General features: G+C 67.8%; 18 protein-coding genes and 1 riboswitch. Of the genes, 6 read left to right on the plus strand and 12 right to left on the minus strand.

The genetic code is table 11. The features are described 5' to 3' along the window. The first annotated feature begins 40 nt into the window (after nucleotides 1–40). The 3 genes from PHLH3_RS02145 (at nucleotide 41) to PHLH3_RS02155 (ending at nucleotide 2,895) form a co-directional block, all read left to right on the plus strand. A complete protein-coding gene (locus PHLH3_RS02145; RefSeq protein ID WP_173175038.1) occupies nucleotides 41–1,519 on the plus strand; it encodes a flavin monoamine oxidase family protein in 1,479 nt (492 codons plus the stop codon). Nucleotides 1,520–1,737: 218 nt separating this feature from the next. Then, nucleotides 1,738–2,292, plus strand: a complete 555-nt coding sequence (locus tag PHLH3_RS02150; RefSeq protein ID WP_173175036.1) for a cytochrome b — start codon at nucleotides 1,738–1,740, stop codon at nucleotides 2,290–2,292. A gap of 27 nt (nucleotides 2,293–2,319) precedes the next feature. Next, on the plus strand, nucleotides 2,320–2,895 hold the full coding sequence (locus tag PHLH3_RS02155; RefSeq protein ID WP_021218384.1) for a YceI family protein: 576 nt from the start codon (nucleotides 2,320–2,322) through the stop codon (nucleotides 2,893–2,895). A 167-nt stretch (nucleotides 2,896–3,062) separates the two neighbouring features. Here the strand turns inward: PHLH3_RS02155 and PHLH3_RS02160 are convergent, their stop codons facing one another. The 6 genes from PHLH3_RS02160 to ahcY form a co-directional block, all read right to left on the minus strand. Then, nucleotides 3,063–4,919, minus strand: a complete 1,857-nt coding sequence (locus PHLH3_RS02160) for a DEAD/DEAH box helicase (protein ID WP_213627962.1) — start codon at nucleotides 4,917–4,919, stop codon at nucleotides 3,063–3,065. Between the two features lie 167 nt (nucleotides 4,920–5,086). After that, entirely contained in the window at nucleotides 5,087–5,866 is a 780-nt protein-coding gene (locus PHLH3_RS02165; protein ID WP_213627964.1) for a transporter substrate-binding domain-containing protein, read from the minus strand. Nucleotides 5,867–5,926: 60 nt separating this feature from the next. Then, entirely contained in the window at nucleotides 5,927–6,643 is a 717-nt protein-coding gene (locus tag PHLH3_RS02170) for a DUF3142 domain-containing protein (RefSeq protein ID WP_213627966.1), read from the minus strand. A 7-nt stretch (nucleotides 6,644–6,650) separates the two neighbouring features. Beyond that, a complete protein-coding gene (locus PHLH3_RS02175; RefSeq protein ID WP_213627968.1) occupies nucleotides 6,651–8,876 on the minus strand; it encodes a hypothetical protein in 2,226 nt (741 codons plus the stop codon). Between the two features lie 52 nt (nucleotides 8,877–8,928). Beyond that, nucleotides 8,929–9,774: a methylenetetrahydrofolate reductase [NAD(P)H] gene (metF, locus tag PHLH3_RS02180; RefSeq protein WP_213627970.1), complete on the minus strand. Its 846-nt coding sequence runs from the start codon at nucleotides 9,772–9,774 to the stop codon at nucleotides 8,929–8,931. A 102-nt stretch (nucleotides 9,775–9,876) separates the two neighbouring features. Then, nucleotides 9,877–11,286: an adenosylhomocysteinase gene (gene ahcY, locus PHLH3_RS02185; RefSeq protein ID WP_213627972.1), complete on the minus strand. Its 1,410-nt coding sequence runs from the start codon at nucleotides 11,284–11,286 to the stop codon at nucleotides 9,877–9,879. Between the two features lie 21 nt (nucleotides 11,287–11,307). After that, a riboswitch (S-adenosyl-L-homocysteine riboswitch) is annotated at nucleotides 11,308–11,401 on the minus strand. A gap of 178 nt (nucleotides 11,402–11,579) precedes the next feature. Between ahcY and PHLH3_RS02190 the strand changes: the two genes are divergently transcribed. Then, on the plus strand, nucleotides 11,580–11,969 hold the full coding sequence (locus tag PHLH3_RS02190) for a hotdog domain-containing protein (RefSeq protein WP_173175022.1): 390 nt from the start codon (nucleotides 11,580–11,582) through the stop codon (nucleotides 11,967–11,969). A gap of 3 nt (nucleotides 11,970–11,972) precedes the next feature. On the opposite strand, the gene PHLH3_RS30605 is transcribed toward PHLH3_RS02190, so the two are convergent. Beyond that, complete coding sequence (locus PHLH3_RS30605; protein WP_213627974.1) at nucleotides 11,973–12,881, minus strand: YgcG family protein; 909 nt, start codon at nucleotides 12,879–12,881, stop codon at nucleotides 11,973–11,975. 2 nt (nucleotides 12,882–12,883) lie between these two features. Beyond that, complete coding sequence (locus tag PHLH3_RS02200) at nucleotides 12,884–13,483, minus strand: LemA family protein (protein ID WP_213627976.1); 600 nt, start codon at nucleotides 13,481–13,483, stop codon at nucleotides 12,884–12,886. Between the two features lie 164 nt (nucleotides 13,484–13,647). Between PHLH3_RS02200 and PHLH3_RS02205 the strand changes: the two genes are divergently transcribed. Then, the gene (locus PHLH3_RS02205) at nucleotides 13,648–14,034 is read left to right on the plus strand and encodes an MAPEG family protein (protein WP_173175016.1); all 387 of its coding nucleotides are present in this window, start codon (nucleotides 13,648–13,650) and stop codon (nucleotides 14,032–14,034) included. Between the two features lie 16 nt (nucleotides 14,035–14,050). Here PHLH3_RS02205 and PHLH3_RS02210 read toward each other — a convergent pair whose 3' ends face one another. Further along, a complete protein-coding gene (locus PHLH3_RS02210) occupies nucleotides 14,051–14,437 on the minus strand; it encodes a DUF1090 domain-containing protein (RefSeq protein WP_213627978.1) in 387 nt (128 codons plus the stop codon). Between the two features lie 174 nt (nucleotides 14,438–14,611). Between PHLH3_RS02210 and PHLH3_RS02215 the strand changes: the two genes are divergently transcribed. Next, nucleotides 14,612–15,061, plus strand: coding sequence for a cytochrome c (locus PHLH3_RS02215; RefSeq protein ID WP_173175012.1), 450 nt, complete (start codon nucleotides 14,612–14,614; stop codon nucleotides 15,059–15,061). On the opposite strand, the gene ligB is transcribed toward PHLH3_RS02215, so the two are convergent. The 3 genes from ligB to metK all read right to left on the minus strand — a co-directional run bounded on the left by ligB (nucleotide 15,055) and on the right by metK (nucleotide 18,753). Next, a complete protein-coding gene (ligB, locus tag PHLH3_RS02220; protein WP_213627980.1) occupies nucleotides 15,055–16,758 on the minus strand; it encodes an NAD-dependent DNA ligase LigB in 1,704 nt (567 codons plus the stop codon). The genes PHLH3_RS02215 and ligB overlap by 7 nt on opposite strands. A gap of 298 nt (nucleotides 16,759–17,056) precedes the next feature. After that, complete coding sequence (locus PHLH3_RS02225) at nucleotides 17,057–17,320, minus strand: hypothetical protein (RefSeq protein ID WP_173175008.1); 264 nt, start codon at nucleotides 17,318–17,320, stop codon at nucleotides 17,057–17,059. Between the two features lie 242 nt (nucleotides 17,321–17,562). After that, on the minus strand, nucleotides 17,563–18,753 hold the full coding sequence (gene metK / locus PHLH3_RS02230) for a methionine adenosyltransferase (RefSeq protein WP_173175006.1): 1,191 nt from the start codon (nucleotides 18,751–18,753) through the stop codon (nucleotides 17,563–17,565). Between the last annotated feature and the right edge of the window lie 12 nt (nucleotides 18,754–18,765).

Raw genomic sequence — 18,765 nt, forward strand, 5'->3', positions numbered from 1 at the left:
GCGCCATCCAAGAAACACGACCATTCCTCGGGGGGAATCCATGTCTGCTGCCTGGCTGCGCACCTGCGCGCTGATTCTGTTGGGAGTGCTCAGTGCGGTTGCGCAGGGCAAGGAAAAGCAACCGGCCGCCATCGTGGTCGGCGGTGGCATGGCCGGCCTCACCGCCGCCTACGAACTGCAGCAGCAGGGCTGGCAGGTGACCCTGCTGGAGGCCAAGCCGAGCATCGGCGGGCGCTCGGGCCTGGCCAGCACCGAGTGGATCGGCTCCGGCAAGCTGCAGCCGACCCTGCATGCCTACCTCAAGGACTTCAAGCTGGCGACCGTGGCCGCGCCGGACTACGTGCGCACCCCCGGCTACCTGATCGCCGGTCGCTACTTCAACGAGGCCGACCTGCTCAAGGAGGCGCCCACCACGATCGAGGGGCTCAAGCGCTTCGACAAGAGCCTGGACGACCTCGCGGCCTCCATCGAGGACCCGCTGCAACCGCTGGTCAACACCACCCTGAAGACCCTCGACTCCATCAGCGTGGCGCGCTGGCTGGACAAGCTGGCGCTGCCGCCGACCGCCCGCGCCCTGGTGGACCAGCGCATCCGCTCGCGCTACGACGAGCCTTCGCGCCTGTCGCTGCTCTACCTCGCCCAGCAGGGCCGGGTCTATCGCGGCCTGCCTGAAGGCGACCTGCGCGCCGCCCGCCTGCCTGGCGGCAGTGCGGCCCTGGCCCAGGCGTTCGCCAAGAAGATCAAGACCATCAAGACCAACGCGCGGGTCTCCGCCATCGTCCAGGACAAGGACAGCGTCACCGTGAAAGTGGGCGGCGCCGGCTACAGCGCCGACTACGTGGTGCTCGCCGTGCCGCTGCCGGCCCTGGACAAGATCAGCCTGACACCTTCCCTGTCGGCCCTTCAGCTGCGCTCGCTGAAGGACATCAACTACGGCTGGCGCGACCAGATGCTGCTCAAGTTCAAGAAGCCCGTGTGGGGCAAGTCGCGCCTCTCCGGCGAGGTCTACAGCGACCAGGGCCTGGGCATGATGTGGGTCGAACCCGCGCTCAAGGGCGGCGCCAACCTGCTGGTCAACATTTCCGGTGACAACGCCCGCCTGCTGCAGGCCTTTGGCGATCGGCAGATGGTCGACCAGGTGCTGATCCGCTTCGACAAGCTGTTCCCCGGCGCCCGCGAGCAGTTCTCCGGCTACGAGCTGCGCCGCTACGGCAAGGACTCCCTGGTGGGCGGTGCCTACCTGGCCTATGGTCCCGGCGAGATCAGCCTCTACTGGCGCATGTGGGAGAAGCCCCTGGGCCGGGTGATCTTCGCCGGCGAGCACACCGATGCGCTGTACCCGGGCACCCTCGAAGGCGCCCTGCGCAGCGGCCAGCGCGCCGCCGGCCAGGCCCGCGACCTGTTCGCCGGCAAGACGCTGGAGCCGGTCGAGCAGGTCGCCGTCGCCACGCCCGAGGCGCCGGCCAAGGCCGAAGCCAAGGACGAGAAGAAGGGTTTCTTCTCCCGCCTGTTCAACTGACGGGGACGCGGGCGCAACGCCCGTGACCTCCAGTCGCCTCCCGGGTGCCGTTCGTGCACCCGGGATCGAACTTCCCGCTCGTCACCCCGCCTAATTCGCGCTTAGCGCCGTTCGTTATATCTATCGTTTTACTCGATATTTCAAAGCGACATTTTCTACTTTTATTCGATATTTTTGCCGCTAGGCTTGGTCAATCCGATTTTCAAGGAACCCTCCTGATGCAGTGGCGCAATACCTCCAACCGCTTCGGCCTCGTCAGCATCGTCCTGCACTGGGGGGTCGCCCTGGTCGTCTTCGGCCTGTTCGGCCTGGGGCTGTGGATGGTCGGCCTCGACTACTACAGCGGCTGGTACAAGACCGCCCCGGACATCCACAAGGGCATCGGCATCCTGCTGTTCCTGGTGATGCTCGCGCGGGTCGGCTGGCGCTTCGTCAGCCCGCCGCCGCCGGCCCTGCCCAACCACGACCGCCTGACCCGCCTGGGCTCCAAGCTCGGCCACCTGGCGCTCTACCTGGGCCTGTTCGCCATCATGGTCTCGGGCTACCTGATCTCCACCGCCGACGGTCGCGGCATCGCCGTGTTCGGTCTGTTCGAGGTGCCGGCGACCCTGACCAGCATCCCCGACCAGGAAGACGTCGCCGGCGCCATTCACGAGTACCTCGCCTGGGGCCTGGTGATCTTCGCCGGCATCCATGCGCTCGCTGCGCTCAAGCACCACTTCATCGATCGCGACGCCACCCTGACCCGCATGTTCGGGCGCGCCGCCAAATAAGCCGCACCCTCACAAGGAGAAATACCGATGCTGAAGAAATCCATCGCCGCGCTGACCCTCGGTGCCGCCCTGTTCGCCGGCCAGGCCATGGCCGCCGACTACGCCATCGACAAGCAAGGCCAGCACGCCTTCGTCAACTTCAAGATCAGCCACCTGGGCTACAGCTGGCTGTACGGCACCTTCAAGGACTTCGACGGCTCCTTCAGCTTCGACGCCAAGGCGCCGGAAGCGAGCAAGATCAAGGTCACCCTGCAGACCGCCAGCGTCGACACCAACCACGCCGAGCGCGACAAGCACATCAAGAGCGGCGACTTCCTCAACGTGAGCAAGAACCCGACCGCCACCTTCGAGTCCACCGGCGTGAAATCCACCGGCAACGGCACCGCCGACGTGACCGGCAACCTGACCCTGAACGGCGTGACCAAGCCGGTCGTGGTCAAGGCCAAGTTCATCGGTGAAGGCGACGACCCGTGGGGCGGCTACCGCGCCGGCTTCGAGGGCACCACCACCCTGAAGCTGAAGGACTTCGACATCCAGAAGGACCTCGGCCCGGCTTCCCAGGAAGTCGAGCTGATCATCTCCTTCGAGGGTGTGCGCAAGTAACGCTGCGCGGATGACGAAGAACGCCGGCTGATGCCGGCGTTTTTCTTTTTGTGAGGCAGCGCCGTGTCGGAGCTGAGCCCTTCCCGGGCTGAAGCCTGCTTATGGCGCTCCGGGATCACAAATGAAAACGCCGGCCCTGGGGCCGGCGTTCTTCATCGTCTTGCAGCTCAGCGGTTGCGGGTCAGCAACGCCGGCTTCTCGCCACGGGGGCGGCTGTTGGACAGCTGGTCCAACTGCTCCGCGGTGGGGAAGCGATCACCCTTGGATTCCTTGTGGATGATCTTCGGTTGCGGCTTGCGCGGCTCCTGCACGGCGGGTTCTTCGCGGGAGCGGGAGGTACGTGGCTCGTCGCGACGGCCCTGGCCACCACCGGTGCCGCGGCCCTGGCCCTGACCATTGCGGCGCTGGCCGTTGCCGGCACCCTGGCCGGAACCACCGGCACCGCCGCTGCGGGCCTTGCCCTGGCCTGCACCCTGGCGCGCACCGGCGCCCTGGCCTTGGCCCTGGCTTCTGCCCTGGGGCTGGCCCTGAGCTTGGCCGCCACGGCGGTTACGGCTTTGGGATTTGTCCGGATAGGGGCTGACGTAGTCAGCGCGGTTGCCGAAGTTGTCCACCTCATCGTCGAGGAATTCTTCCGGATCGCGATCACGTGCGGGTTGCGGCGGGCGTACCGGACGCGCCTGCTGCTGGACGGCGGGTGGTTGGGCGTTCTCGCCTTCCTTGCCTTTGCCCTTGCCGCGGCGGTTGCGGCTCTTGCGCGGTTTGCCCTCGCCGTCGGCGGCGGGCGGGGTGGTTCCTTCGCGCTTCGGTCGATCGGCACGCGGCTGGCGAGCCGGTTGTGGCGGACGTACGTCAGGGCGTTCGGCTTCCACCGTGGAGGCGTCGAAGCCCTGCATGTCGCCATCGGGGATGCGTTGCTTGGTCAGGCGCTCGATGGCCTTGAGCAGCTTCTCTTCGTCGGGGGCGACCAGGGAGATGGCTTCGCCGCTACGACCGGCACGACCGGTACGGCCGATGCGGTGCACGTAGTCTTCCTCGACGTTGGGCAGCTCGTAGTTGACCACGTGGGGCAACTGGTCGATGTCCAGGCCGCGTGCGGCGATGTCGGTAGCGACCAGGATGCGTACGTTGTTGGCCTTGAAGTCGGCCAGGGCCTTGGTGCGCGCGTTCTGGCTCTTGTTGCCATGGATCGCGGCGGCCGGCAGGCCATGCTTGTCGAGGTACTCGGCCAGGCGGTTGGCGCCGTGCTTGGTGCGGGTGAACACCAGCACCTGCTCCCAGGCGCCGACGGTGACCAGGTGGGCGAGCAACGCGCGCTTGTGGTTGGCCGGGAGGCGGAACACCCGCTGCTCGATGCGCTCGACCGTGGTGTTCGGCGGTGTCACTTCGATGCGCTCGGGGTTGTGCAGGAGCTTGCCTGCGAGGTCGGTGATGTCCTTGGAGAAGGTCGCCGAGAACAGCAGGTTCTGGCGCTTGGCCGGGAGGCGCGCGAGGACCTTCTTCACATCGTGGATGAAGCCCATGTCGAGCATGCGGTCGGCTTCGTCCAGCACGAGGACTTCCACGTGGGATAGGTCGATGCTGCCCTGGCCCACGAGGTCCAGCAGGCGCCCGGGGCAGGCCACCAGGACGTCGACGCCCTTGGCTACGGCCTGGACCTGCGGGTTCATGCCGACACCGCCGAAGATGCAGGCGCTGGCCAGCGGCAGGTCACGTGCATAGACCTTGAAGCTGTCGTGCACCTGGGCGGCGAGTTCGCGCGTCGGGGTCAGGACCAGAACGCGAGCCTGGCGCGGGCCATGGCGGTGCGACTTGTCCGGGTGGCCGTTGGGGAAGAGGCGCTCGAGAACCGGGAGGGCGAAACCGCCGGTCTTGCCAGTGCCAGTCTGCGCCGCAACCATCAGGTCGCGACCTTGCAACACGGCGGGGATGGCCCGCTGTTGCACCGGAGTGGGCTGGTTGTAGCCGGCTGCTTCCACAGCACCGACTAAAGCCTCGGAGAGACCGAGGGAGGCAAAGGACATGGGAGATCCTGTCTAGTTAGGGCTTGGCCCGGGGGAGTGTCTGCCTGGCTAGAAAATCGCAGCGGGGAGGCGCGATTCCCGTCCGGTCCTGCTGGCCTGGGGGGCCAACATCCGGGCGTATGCCTGGCGGGAGCCGGGAGTATAACAGAGCATTTCCGGCGTGCAGCCTATCGACTGCTCAACGGCGTTCGCGCCGCGACGGCCTGGCCGGGCGCGAGGTAGCGGGCCTGCAGCGCGGCGTAGCCCGGCTCCTCTTTGAAACGGCGCAACTCCTCGGCGAAGCGCCGGGCCAGTTCCTGCAGTTCCGGAGCCCGGCGGAAGGCGATGTAGAGGGCGTCCTCGCCCACGGCCAGGGGATGGTGGGCGATCTGTCGCGACAGCCCCAGCCGCTCGGCGAGGTAGAGCCCGGCGCGGCGGTCGTTGACCACCAGGTCGACGCGGTCGCGCACCAGCTTGCCGAAGTTGGCCTCGTGGCTGGGGGCGGGCTCGCGGGTGAACAGCGGCGAGGTGCGGAAGGCCGTGTCGCCATACCAGTAGCCGGGCGAGACGCCGACCTTCAGGCCCTGCAGATCCTGCAGGCCCGTGAAGGGGTAGGGCCGCGAGCGGTCGTAGAAGAGCACGAACTCGGTCTGCGACAGCGGCTCCTCGGCGAAATGCATGCACGTGCGGCGTTCGGCGGTCATGAAGATGTCCAGGATCGCGTCGGCCTGGCCGTTCTCCATCTCGGTGAGGCAGCGCTTCCAGGGCATGAACTGCCACTGCACCTCCACGCCCAGGCGGCGAAACACTTCCTCGGCGGCGCCATGGTCCAGGCCGCGTGCCTGTCCGTCTTCCTCGAACACGTAGGGCGCCCAGGGGGCGGTGACGATGCGCAGCGGCTCCGCCTGGGCGAGGGGGCCAAGGCAGGTTATCAGCAGCAGGACGAGAAGGTGGCAGAGTGCTGGCATAGGGCCAGAATACGCGGCGCTTCCCGGGCTGGGAAGTGATTGCCGGTGCCGCTCGATGGCTCAGGGATTGAGCAGGAACACCACGTAGCCGCGGAACCAGGGGCTGTCTTCCAGATACTCCGGGGCCTTCCATTCGCCGCCCTGGACCAGGCCGATGCGGTAGGGCAGCTGCAGCCTGGCGACGCGGGGCAGGTAGCGGGCGTTGTCGGGGATGCTGTGGCGGCCCTGGTAGGTCTGCACCACCACCTCGTCGAGCACCTTGCCCAGGCGGTTGAGCACCGCCGGGTCGCCGTTGCTGCCCCAGTCGAGCAGCCCGGTGATGCCGAGGCGGTACTGGCGGGGCAGGCGCTGGCGCAGCTGCTCGAGGAAAGCGGCGTAGCCGTCCAGGTGCAGGGTGCGGGCGTCGAAGTCGATCTGCACGCCGACCACCGGGTTGCCCGCGCGGCGCCAGCGCTCGAGCTGGGCGAGGAGGGTGGCGTAGACGGGCTCGGTCCAGCGCAGGGTATGGGCGCGGTACACCACCCAGACCTCGCCTTGCGACAGGCGCGGCACTGCCATGCCCTGGGCGATGAAGCGCGCCTGCGGGTCGCCGCTCTGGCGCGGCCCGTCGATCTGGCCCTGAAGGATGTAGAGCGTGCGCGCCTCGGCCAGCACCGCCTGGGAACGCACGCCGCTCCAGACCCAGAAGGCATCGTAGTCGGCGGCATCCACCCGTTCCGCGGCGAGGCCGGGAAGGCTCGCCAGGGCCAGCAGCAGGGCCAGCGCCCTGGCGATCACGCGTCGCTTACCAGTAGTACTTGAGCTTCTGCGCCCAGGGGTTGCCCGGGTAGTTCTTCTTCAGGTCCTGGAACCACTGCTTGCGCTGGGACTTGGCGATGTCCTGGCCGTCGCAGGTGTTGTAGCCGGAGGGGGCGAAGCAGTTCACCGCGCGGAATAGCGCATAGGCCATTTCGTCGGCGCTGGCGTGGGGATCGTCGATGGTCCGCTGGTAGCCGGCCAGGCGCGACCAGGGCGAGCCGGGGAAGTCGGTGGTCGAGCCGCCCAGCTCGTCTTTCGGCGGCTGGTCATTGAGGCTGAAACCGTCCAGGCCGTTGGTGCGGATGAAATCGCCCAGGCAGTTGAGTGCCAGGCCGTCGCCGTCGTTCTCCTGCAGCCGCTCGGCGACCTTGGCCAGTGATGGGCAGGCGTACTCGCCGGCGCCGGACTGGCCGGCCCAGGCGAAGCGGCCGACGGCCCAGGTGGCGCCTTCCTCTACCTTGGGCGCCGGGTCCGGCAGCAGGGCCAGGTCTTGCTGGAAGTGGGCGTAGTCGCCGAACACCAGCTCCTTGTAGAGCAGGGTGAACAGGGCGGTGTCACGCTCGGCGGCAGGCGCGGCGCTGTCCTTGGCCTGCTGGCGCAGCAGGTCGGCGGAGGCGAGGTTGCGCAGGACGATCTCGCGGATCGGCGCGGTGCGGATCGGTGAGTCGGCGGCGAAGATCTCGGCTACCTTGCCAGTGCGCGAGAGGTTCAGTGCCAGGGCCAGTTCGAGCTGGCCGCGCTGCAGCGCGGACGGCTGGCGGGATAGCAGCTGCAGCCAGAGCTCGCGTGCCGCGTCGGGTTTGCCGGTGGCTTCCAGTGCCAGGCCACGCAGGGTTTCCTGGCTGAACACCAGCAGGCTCATGGGGGCCTGGGTGTCGCCGGCGGGCAGGGCCCCCAGGGCCTTGGCGGCATCGCCACCGCGGTAGAAGTGCCAGGCGGCGACGAGGTAGTCGTGCAGGCCGGGTTGGCTGGCGAAGCGCTGCTTCTGCGCCTGCAACTGTTCCAGGCTGATGCTCGGGCTGAGCTCGCTGCCGGGCTTGCGCAGGCGGATCAGGTCCATCACCGCGAGCAGGGTCGGGTCCTGCACGTCCTCGGGCTTGAGCGCCGGCAGCAGCTTGACATCGAGCTCCTCGATCAGCGCGCGGCCGTTCATGTTGCGCTGGGCGCTGTCCTCGTCCTGGGCGAACTGCCAGGCGTACTCGGCGGCGAACTTGCGCGGGTCGTCCAGCAGCCAGTAGACCTTGCGCAGCAGGCCGCGCGCGGAGGCGTGGTAGAGCCCTTCGGGGTAGGCCTGCAGGTAGGCCTTGAGGCCGGACTCGGCGCTGGCCATGGCGTTGCGGTCGATCTTGGCCAGGTCGGGGATGCCGTACTCGTCGAAGGCGTCCTGCTGGGCCTGGTTCAGTTCCACGCGCGCCTGCATGTACAGGGCGGTTTCCTTGAGCCAGGGCTGCTCGCTGCTGGCGAGGCCGGCGAACTGCTGGCGGGCGCCGGCGAAGTCGCCCCGGTAGAACGCGTCGGCACCGGCCAGGTAGCTGGCGAAGGCCTGGGCGACGGGGGAGGTGAGCAGGGTCGCGGCGGGCAGTACGTCTTCGGGTTGCGGGTCGCCCTCGCCGCAGACGGTGAGCAGGTTGACGCGGCTGTCGGCCAGCGCCTTGCGCTCGCCGGCCGAAAGCGCCTCGGTGCTGGCCAGTTGGTCGACGAAGGCATGGGCGCTGTCGAAGTCGTTGCTGCGGCAGCGATTGCCCTCGCCTTCGGCGAAGTAGTGCTCGGCCAGGTCGGTCTCGCCCAGTTCGACACCCAGCTGCTCGAGCGCCAGGGACAGGTTTTCCTTGCGCGGGTCTTCCTGTTCGGTCTCGGTGTTCTCGGTGTCGTTCTCCTGGCCTTCGCTGGCCTTTTCACGCTCGGCCGCCTCGGCCACGGCTGGGTCGAGCATCTCCAGGGTGAAGGGCACCTGGGCGTAGCCGTCCTCGTAGCCGCTGGTGGACTTCAGTGTCTGTGGCAGGCGCAGGCGGCCGGCGTCGGCCAGCAGCAACTGCAGGTTGGCGCGGCTGTCGTTGCCGGGGCTGAGGAAGGGCAGGTTGCTGCACCCCATCAGCTGGTCGCCGGCGATGGCCCAGGTCGGGCTGCAGACGAAGTCGAAGCTGGCGAAGGCGCTGGGGCTGGCACAGCCGATCAGGAGGGCGAGCGGGGCAAGGCGGAGGGTGGTCTTCATGGTGTCTTCCTTGAGTGAAGGGGCCGGCGCATCCTGCCGCCGGCCCTTCGCCTCAACGTGGCAGTTTGAGGTTGTTCCAGATGGCCAGGCTGGGTTCGGCCTGGTTCAGGGTGTAGAAGTGCAGCCCCGGTGCGCCACCCTGGAGCAGGCGCTCGCACATCTCGCTGACCACCTGTTCGCCGAAGGCCTGGATGCTTTCCAGGTCGTCGCCGTAGGCTTCCAGCTGCTTGCGGACCCAGCGCGGGATCTCGGCGCCGCAGGCATCGGAGAAGCGCGCCAGCTTGCTGTAGTTGGTGATCGGCATGATGCCCGGGACGATCGGCAGGTCCACGCCCAGCTTGCGCACGCGGTCGACGAAGTAGAAGTAGCAGTCGGCGCTGAAGAAGTACTGGGTGATGGCGCTGTCGGCACCGGCTTTCGCCTTGCGGGCGAAGTTGGCCAGGTCGTCTTCGAAGTTGCGTGCCTGGGGGTGTACTTCCGGGTAGGCGGCGACTTCGATGTGGAAGTGATCGCCCGTCTCGGCGCGGATGAACTCGACCAGTTCGTTGGCGTGGCGCAGCTCGCCGCTGGCCATGCCCATGCCCGAGGGCAGGTCGCCGCGCAGCGCGACGATGCGCTTGATGCCGGCGGCCTTGTACTGCTCGAGCAGGCTGCGCAGGTCGGCCTTGCTGTCGCCGACGCAGGAGAGGTGCGGCGCGGTCGGCACCTTCACGTCGCCATCGAGCTGCAGCACGGTGTTGAGGGTACGGTCGCGGGTCGAGCCACCGGCACCGTAGGTGCAGGAGAAGAAGTCCGGCTTGTAGGTGGCCAGCTGACGCGCGGTGTTCAGCAGTTTTTCATGCCCGGCTTCGGTCTTGGTGGGGAAGAACTCGAAGCTGTAGCGGCGTTCTTGAGACATGGAGAAGGGTTCCTTCTCAGCTGCAAGGTGCAAGCTGCAAGCTGCAAGAGGGCGTTGCCGGCCCTTTCTTGCCGCTTGCAGCCTGAAGCTTGCCGCTGCTGATTAGTAGCGATAGCTGTCCGGCTTGAACGGGCCGGAGGCGTCGACGCCGATGTAGTCGGCCTGCTGCTTGGTCAACTGGGTGACCACGCCACCGAAGCCCTTGACCATTTCCAGCGCCACTTCCTCGTCCAGTTTCTTCGGCAGGACTTCCACGGTCAGGCGCTCGGCTTTCTTCTCGGCGGGGAGGTCGGCGAACTTCTGTTCGAACAGGAAGATCTGCGCCAGCACCTGGTTGGCGAAGGAGCCGTCCATGATGCGGCTCGGGTGGCCGGTGGCGTTGCCCAGGTTCACCAGGCGGCCTTCGGCCAGCAGGATCAGGTAGTCGTCGTTGGCCGGATCGAAGCTGCCGGCGCCGGTGCGGTGGACCTTGTGCACCTGCGGCTTGACCTCTTCCCAGGCCCAGTTCTTGCGCATGAAGGCGGTGTCGATCTCGTTGTCGAAGTGACCGATGTTGCACACCACGGCGCGTTTCTTCAGGGCTTTGAGCATGCCGGCGTCGCAGACGTTGACGTTGCCGGTGGTGGTGACGATCAGGTCGATCTTGCCCAGCAGGGCGGCGTCGATGCTGGCTTCGGTGCCGTCATTTATGCCGTTCTTGTAGGGGGAGACCAGCTCGAAGCCGTCCATGCAGGCCTGCATGGCGCAGATCGGGTCGATCTCGGAGACCTTCACGATCATGCCTTCCTGGCGCAGGGACTGGGCGGAGCCCTTGCCCACGTCGCCGTAGCCGATCACCAGGGCCTGCTTGCCGGACAGCAGGTGGTCGGTGCCGCGCTTGATGGCGTCGTTCAGGCTGTGGCGGCAGCCGTACTTGTTGTCGTTCTTGCTCTTGGTCACGGCGTCGTTGACGTTGATCGCCGGGACTTTCAGGGTGCCGGCCTTGAGCATGTCGAGCAGGCGGTGCACGCCGGTGGTGGTCTCTTCGGTGACGCCGTGGATGCGCTCGAGCATCTGCGGGTATTTCTTGTGCAGGATCTCGGTCAGGTCACCGCCGTCGTCCAGCACCATGTTGGCGTCCCAGGGCTGGCCGTCCTTGAGGATGGTCTGCTCGATGCACCACTCGTACTCCTGCTCGGTCTCGCCCTTCCAGGCGAACACCGGGATGCCGGCGGCGGCGATGGCGGCAGCGGCCTGGTCCTGGGTGGAGAAGATGTTGCAGGACGACCAGCGCACTTCCGCGCCCAGGGCGGTCAGCGTCTCGATCAGCACGCCGGTCTGGATGGTCATGTGGATGCAGCCGAGGATCTTCGCGCCCTTGAGCGGTTGGCTGGCCGCGTACTTGCGACGCAGGCCCATCAGGGCGGGCATTTCGGACTCGGCGATGATCAGCTCGCGACGGCCCCAGGCGGCCAGGGAAATGTCGGCGACCTTGTAATCGTTGAAATCGGCAGGCGTGATGACAGCGCTCATGCGTACTCTCCATTCGTTGTGTGCGAATGGGCGCCGTTGATGCGTTTGGATAACGCCCCATCCGAGCCTGACAGACCCCTTGGAGAACAGGCCTGCTGCAGCGCCCCTCGGACAGGTGGCGGGCGCGGCCGGTGGCCGCGTGAAGCCGGGGGATTATAGCTGCGCGAGGCGATCTGCCCAAGGTTTTCCGTCGTCCGGCGCGCGAACTATCAGGGTGATCGATTTCGTTGCGGGGACAGCGCGTCGGGCCTCTGCCATCATCCCCGGCGTCATCGACGCAAGGAGAAGGACGCATGAATTTCCATACGCGCAAATGGGTCAAGCCCGAGGACCTCAACCCCAACGGCACCCTCTTCGGCGGCAGCCTGCTGAAGTGGATCGACGAGGAGGCGGCGATCTACGCCATCATCCAGCTCGGCAGCCAGCGCGTGGTGACCAAGATGATGTCGGAGATCAACTTCGTCAGCTCGGCCCGCCAGAGCGACATCATCGAGCTGGGCATCACCGCCACCGAGTTCGGCCGCACCTCCATGACCATGCGTTGCGAGGTGCGCAACAAGATCACCCGCAAGAGCATCCTCACCATCGACCGCATGGTCTTCGTCAACCTGGGCGAGGACGGCAAGCCCGCGCCGCACGGCAAGACGGAGATCACCTACATCCGCGACCAGTTCAAGGATTGACCGCTACCAGCGGCCGGAGGCTCCGCCACCGCCGCTGGAACCACCGCCACCGCTGAAGCCGCCGCCGGAGCTGCCGGACGAGCTGCTCGAGCTGCTGTCCGACGAACCGCCGGAGGAGCCCGAGCCGCTGCCGAACTGCCAGGTCGACAGTGGCGCGACGATGAAGATGAACGCGAACAGGCCGATGAAACCCGCCGTGAGGGTGAAGAACAGCAGCAGGTCGGTGGGCGTGAGGGTGACCAGGCAATACGCCAGGGTCGCCACCGTCACCAGGCCGACGCAGGCGAAGTAGCGCTGCCCGTTGGGCTGCCGCGCCCAGGGCCTGGGAATGCGTTTGACCAGGGCCGGTGCGATGAAGAACTGGGCGAAGAACAGTATCAGGCTGAACAGGTTGATGCTGTCCGCCTGGCGGTTGCCGCCAACCGGTTCCGGCAGCGCCTCGCCGCGCACCAGGCCCGATAGGGCATCGGTGCCAGCCTGGATGCCGCCAAAGAAATCGCCCTCGCGGAAGGCCGGGGTGATGCGCTCGCGGATGATGCGCGAGGCCAGCACGTCGGACACCGCGCCCTCCAGCCCGTAACCCACCTCGATGCGCAGCGCTCGGTCGTCCTTGGCCACCAGCAGCAGGATGTCGTCGTCCACGCCTTTGCGCCCCAGCTTCCACTGCTCGAACACGCGGATGGCATAGGCCTCGATGCTTTCCTCGCCGGTGCTGGGGATGATCAGCACCGCGAGCTGGGCACCTTTCTCCTTCTCCAGGGCAGCGAGCTGGTGTTCGAGGGCGGCACTCTGGCCGGCGTCCAGGGTGGCGGTGAGGTCGGTGACCCGCTGCGTGAGGGCCGGCACCGGCTGCGCGGCGCCGGCGCCGAGGCTGACCAGCACCAGCAGCAGGCTGAACAGTGAGGCGCGCATGGTCAGCCCTCGCGATGCGGCGTGGCGAAGTCGACCTTGGGTGCGACCGAGACCTCCGCCTCGTTGGCGACGCTGAAGTTGGCCTTGGGCTCGTAGCCGAACGCCATGGCGGTCAGGTTGCCGGGGAACTGGCGCACCAGCACGTTGTAGGCCTGCACGGCCTTGACGTAGCGCGAGCGCGCCACGGTGATGCGGTTCTCGGTGCCCTCCAGCTGCGCCAGCAGGTCCTGGAACAGCCCGTCGGCCTTCAGCTGCGGGTAGTTCTCGCTCACCGCGAGCAGGCGCGAGAGCGCGGAGCTGAGCTGGCCCTGGGCGTTCTGGAAGTTCTTCACCGCCTGCTCGTCCGTGAGCTGGCCGGCGTCGAGGTGGACGCTGCCGACCCGCGCGCGGGCCTCGCTGACCTGGGCGAGCACGGCCTGTTCGTGGGCCGCGTAGCCCTGCACGGTGCTGACCAGGTTGGGGATCAGGTCGGCGCGGCGCTGGTACTGGTTGAGCACCTCGGCCCAGTCGGCCTTGACCTGCTCGTCGGCGCTCTGCATGGCGTTGTAGCCACAGCCGCTGAGCAGCAACAGGGAAATCAGGAGGATGGCGAATCGAGGCATGGGAGTTTTCTCGTCCATGAAAAACACGCATTAGTACAGGCGATGCGCCCGACGGACAATCGTGGCCATTGGCCGATGTGCCGATTGCCACGTTTTTGGCGGCCATGGACGCCGAACGTCGGAATCACCAGGCTCTACGCTCACCCTTCGTCCTTGGAGCCCCCATGACCCTCGCCTACTGGTGCGTGCTGATCGCGCTGTTCCTGCCCTACCTGTCCACCGCTGCGGCGAAGTTCACCGGAGGCGACTTCGGCCCTCGGCAGAACCATGATCCGCGCACCTTCCTCGCCGGGCTCGAAGGCTGGCGCAAGCGTGCCAACAATGCCCAGCTCAACGCCTTCGAGGTCACCCCGGCATTCGCCATCGCCGTGGTCATCGGTCATCTCGCCGGGGGTGCCGAGCAGGGGACGCTGGATGCCCTGGCCATCGCCTTCGTGGCCAGCCGCATCGCCTACTTCATCTGCTACCTGGCAGACTGGGCGGCGTTGCGCTCGCTGGTCTGGTTCGCCGGCATGGGGCTGATCGCCAGCTTCTTCTTCGTCGCTGCCTGATCGGTCGCGCCGGGGCTCAGCGTTGCAGCTGCGCCTCGGCGGCGTTCAATTCGCGACGGGCCTCGTCCAGCTTGGCCTCGCGCTTGGCGATCTTCTCCACGTCGCCCTTGGCCCGGGCTTCGCGCAGGTCGGCTTCGCGCTCCCGGACCTCGGCGCGGTGCTTGGCGATGGCGTCCTCGCGCTGCTGGCGCAGGCCGGCGTCGGTGCAGTGGGCCGTCACTTCGTCCAGGGCCTTCTGCAGGCCCGCGACCTGTGCATCGTTGCCGTGGACGCGCGCCTGTTCGATGCGGGCTTCGAGGGCCTGGCGCTTCGCCGCGCAGCCGGTGGGCGGCGCCTCGGTCGCGTGGGCGATGCCCGCCAGGGCCAGGCCGGCGGTGAGCAGCAACAGCGTGGGAAGGTGCATGGGTTCGCCTCGTTCGGGTGGTTTCGGTCGTCGTCCAGTGTGGCCGTGAATGACTGCTCGTGCCTGGCTGATCGGGCTTTCAATGATCTGCGACAAACTGTCGCCACCCTTGGTATTTGCCGGGCATCTATCGATACTGTGCGCCCCGCCCGTCGCAGTACCCCGTGATCCGCCATGAAAAGAACGACCGTCCTGACCCTGCTTTGCGCCTGCCTGACTCTCGCCGCCTGCGGTGGCGTCGACCCCAATTCGCCGCTGGGCAAGCGCCAGGCGATCTTCAAGCAGATGCTGCACACCAGCGAGGATCTTGGCGGCATGCTGCGTGGCCGCGTCGAGTTCAACGAGCAGAAGTTCGCCGAGAACGCGGTGAAGCTCGACCAGCTGTCCCATGAGCCCTGGCAGCACTTCCCCAAGGTGCGTGACGAAGGCGACAGCGACGCCCGTGATGACGTCTGGCAGCGCCAGGAGCGTTTCCAGAGCCTGGCCCGCGAGCTGGAAGCCGCTACCGGCCAACTGGCCGCCGCCACGGCGAAGCGCCCCCTGGACCCGGACGCGATGGCTCCGCTGGTGCAGAAGGCCGAGGACGCCTGCGAGGCGTGCCACAAGGAATTCCGCGCCTACTGAGGCGCGGCCCCGAAGCCATCCACCTGCGCTTTCGCCAGGCGCTCTTGCAGCGCCTGGACTTCCGGGTGGTGGAAAAACGCCCGCAGCTGTCGCGCGCGCTCGGGCCCCAGGCCTGGCACGGCTTGCCATTGCGCCTCCGAACGGGCGGCCATTTTCTCCCAGCCGCCCTTCAGGTCGGCGTTGCCGCTGGGCGGCAGGCCGAGGGCTTTCAGCCAGCGGGCGAAGGGTTGCCGCCTGGCTTCGGCCGCCGCCTCCCGGAAGCGCCGGGCATTGCGTTGAGCGAAGCCCGGCAGCCTGGCCAACTCTTCTTCTTCCAGCTCCAGCCAGTCCAGCAGGCCGTCCATCCTGCCGGCCGTCAGCAGCCGCTCCCAGGTACCGGGGCCGACGCCGCGCATCGCCAGGCCACCGCTGCCGGACAGCCACTCCAGGCGTGCACGGAACTGCGCCTCGCAGCCGGGCGTCGGGTGCCAGCAGCTCAGGGCGTGCAGGGCGGTCGGGTCCGGCACCTCCAGTTCCACGCGCTCGCCCGCCCGCAGCACCACCGACTCCAGGCGCGGGATGGTCAGCCCGGCCAGGGCGACGGCGACCTGGTCGCCGGGGCGGATATCCAGCTCGCGCCAGTGCTCCAGGGAACCCAGGCTGACCCGCTGGATGCGTCGGTCCTCCAGGGTCACGGGCGAGAGCAGCAGGCGCGGGGTGATGCGCCCGGTGCGACCGACGAGGAATTCCACCCGCCGCACCTCGGCCAGGGCCTGGGCGAAGGGGTACTTCCAGGCGATGGCCCAGTGCGGCGGCCGTGCTTCCCAGTTGCGTGCGGCGGGCACCACACCCTGGCGGACCACCACGCCATCGCTGGCGAAAGGCAGGCCGCTGCGATACCAGTGCTCGCGCCAGTGCGCCACCTGGTCGGCGCTTCGCACCGGCAGGGTATGGCGCTGGGTGTCGGCGAAGCCCAGGCGGGTCAGCCCGTCCAGGCGTTGCAGCATGCCCCCGGGGCCGCCGGGCCAGTCCCAGACGAACAGCCCGATGCCGCGCGCCTCCTCATCCCCCAGGTGCTGCCTGGCCATCAGCCCGGCGACCCTGCCCCGGGCGCCGCGCCCTCCGGCCTGTGCCTGCACGTGCCCGGGCACTGACCAGTAGAGCTCGCCCTGCAGCACCAGGTCGCCCGGGTCGGCGAGGCGCTCGGGGATGGCCGGGATGCGCCGGGCGTTGGCCGTCCAGTCTTCGCCGCGCTCGCCATCACCGCGGCTGATGGCTTGCTGCAGGCGGCCGCCGCGGTAGACCAGGGTCACCGCCACGCCGTCCACCTTGGGCTGCACCCAGAGGTCGTCGCGGCCGCGCATCCAGGCGCGCAGCGCCTTGGCGTCCTCCAGCTTGTCGAGGCCGGTCTGGGCGACGGGGTGCGTGTGCTTGCCGCCTACCGTCGACAGGGGCTGCGTTTCCTGCGCCTCGGCCTGGGGGAAGCACTGGCGCAGTTCGGCGAAGCGCGAGCGCACCTGGTCGTAGATCTCGTCGGGGACCGGCGAGAGGCGGTCGCGGTGGTAGCTGTGCTCCCAGCCCGACAGCTGTTCATGCAGGGCATGCAGCTCGCGCTTGGCGCGGGCATCGCTCCAGGGCGGGCAATCGCCGGCGGCCAGGGCGAGGCCGGGCAGGCAGAGGGCCAGGGCGAGCAGGTGGGTAGACAGGGGGTTGGGCATGCGGGCCTCCGTGCGAACGATCCGGGCTCCATGCCCGGGGGACGCAGGAATACACCCTGGGCGGCGTCATCGCGCTCGCGAACCGCCGGGGCCCTGGGCGGGACCTTGGCAGGTGGGAGGGCGTTGCGGCGCCGGGGTGGGCAGGTGGCTGGCAGGGGCGGGGGCGGCTGCCCTGTGCTGCGACGGCAAGGGGGAATGCGCCAATGCGATGGATTCGACGGGCTGGTGCTGCGTGCGGGAAGGGGGGAGGGCGACGGCGTCCTACAGGAAGGGCCGACTCTCGCCGGCCCCCCTCTACTCAGCCCTTGTTGGCTTGGTCGAGCTTCTCGCAGCCTTCGGACAGCTGCTTCTCGGCCTTGTCGGCCACCGAGCCGAGCAGGCTGGCGCCCAGGCCGTTCTGTTCCTTCTTGGCCTCGTCCAGCTTGGCCTGTGCTTCCGCGCTCTTTTCCTCGCAGCCCTTGTTGAGCTTGTCGCCAAGGGGGTTGCCCAGGTCGACGGCCTGCGCCTGGACGGCGAACAGGGCTGCGAAGAGGGCGGCGGGAAGAATGGAGGTGATGCGCATGGGTATCTCCTTGGGCTCCAGCGCCAATGCTTGCTCGCCCCGGGCGCTCGAGTCATCCGTGAGGGAGGGGCGAGAGGGCGCGGATTCTAGCAGCGGCGCCCCTTTGGAGGGGCAGGGGAAAGCTCGACCGATTCACGAATGCGGCAAATGGCTATCGCGCCTCTGCCGGCAGGGGCGAGGAGGCTGAAGGCCGCCCATGAAAAAGCCCGGCACAGGGCCGGGCTTTCTCGTGTCGCGAAGCCTTACAGGCCGGCGGCTGCACGCAGGGCGTCGACCTTGTCGGTCTTCTCCCAGGTGAAGGTGCTGAAGGTGTCGTTGCCGACGGTCTTCTGCTCCGGAGTACGGCCGAAGTGGCCGTAGGCCGCGGTGTCGCGGTACATCGGGTGGAGCAGGTCGAGCATCTTGGTGATCGCGTAGGGACGCAGGTCGAACACGTCGCGCACCAGCTTGATGATCTTCTCTTCGGCGATCTTGTGGGTGCCGAAGGTGTTGATCGAGATGGAGGTGGGCTCGGCCACGCCGATGGCGTAGGAGACCTGGATCTCGCAACGCTCGGCCAGGCCGGCGGCGACGATGTTCTTGGCCACGTAGCGGCCGGCGTAGGCGGCGGAGCGGTCGACCTTGGACGGGTCCTTGCCGGAGAAGGCGCCGCCACCGTGGCGGGCCATGCCACCGTAGGAGTCGACGATGATCTTGCGGCCGGTCAGGCCGCAGTCGCCCACCGGGCCACCGATCACGAAGTTGCCGGTCGGGTTGATGTGGAACTGGGTGCCCTTGTGCAGCAGTTCGGCCGGCAGGGCGTGCTTGATGATCAGCTCCATCACCGCTTCGCGCAGGTCAGGCAGCGAGACCTCGGGGTTGTGCTGGGTGGACAGCACCACGGCGTCGATACCGACGACCTTGCCGTTCTCGTACTGGCAGGTGACCTGGGACTTGGCATCCGGGCGCAGCCACGGCAGCAGGCCGGACTTGCGGGCCTCGGCCTGGCGCTCGACCAGGGCGTGGGAGAAGCGGATCGGGGCCGGCATCAGCACGTCGGTCTCGTTGCTGGCGTAGCCGAACATCAGGCCCTGGTCGCCGGCGCCCTGGTCTTCCGGCTTGGCGCGGTCGACACCCTGGTTGATGTCGGGGGACTGCTTGCCAATGATGTTCATCACGCCGCAGGTGGCGCCGTCGAAGCCGACGTCGGAGCTGGTGTAGCCGATGTCGCAGATGACGTCGCGGACGATCTGCTCGAGGTCGACCCAGGCGCTGGTGGTGACTTCGCCGGCGACGATGGCGACGCCGGTCTTGACCAGGGTTTCCACGGCCACGCGGGCGTGCTTGTCCTGCTCGATGATGGCGTCGAGGACGGCATCGGAGATCTGGTCGGCGATCTTGTCCGGATGGCCTTCGGACACGGACTCGGAGGTAAAGAGGGAGTATTCGCTCATCTAACGGTTCCT

This window comes from Pseudomonas sp. Pc102, from assembly GCF_018408275.1.
Classification (GTDB): Bacteria; Pseudomonadota; Gammaproteobacteria; order Pseudomonadales; family Pseudomonadaceae; genus Metapseudomonas; species Metapseudomonas tohonis.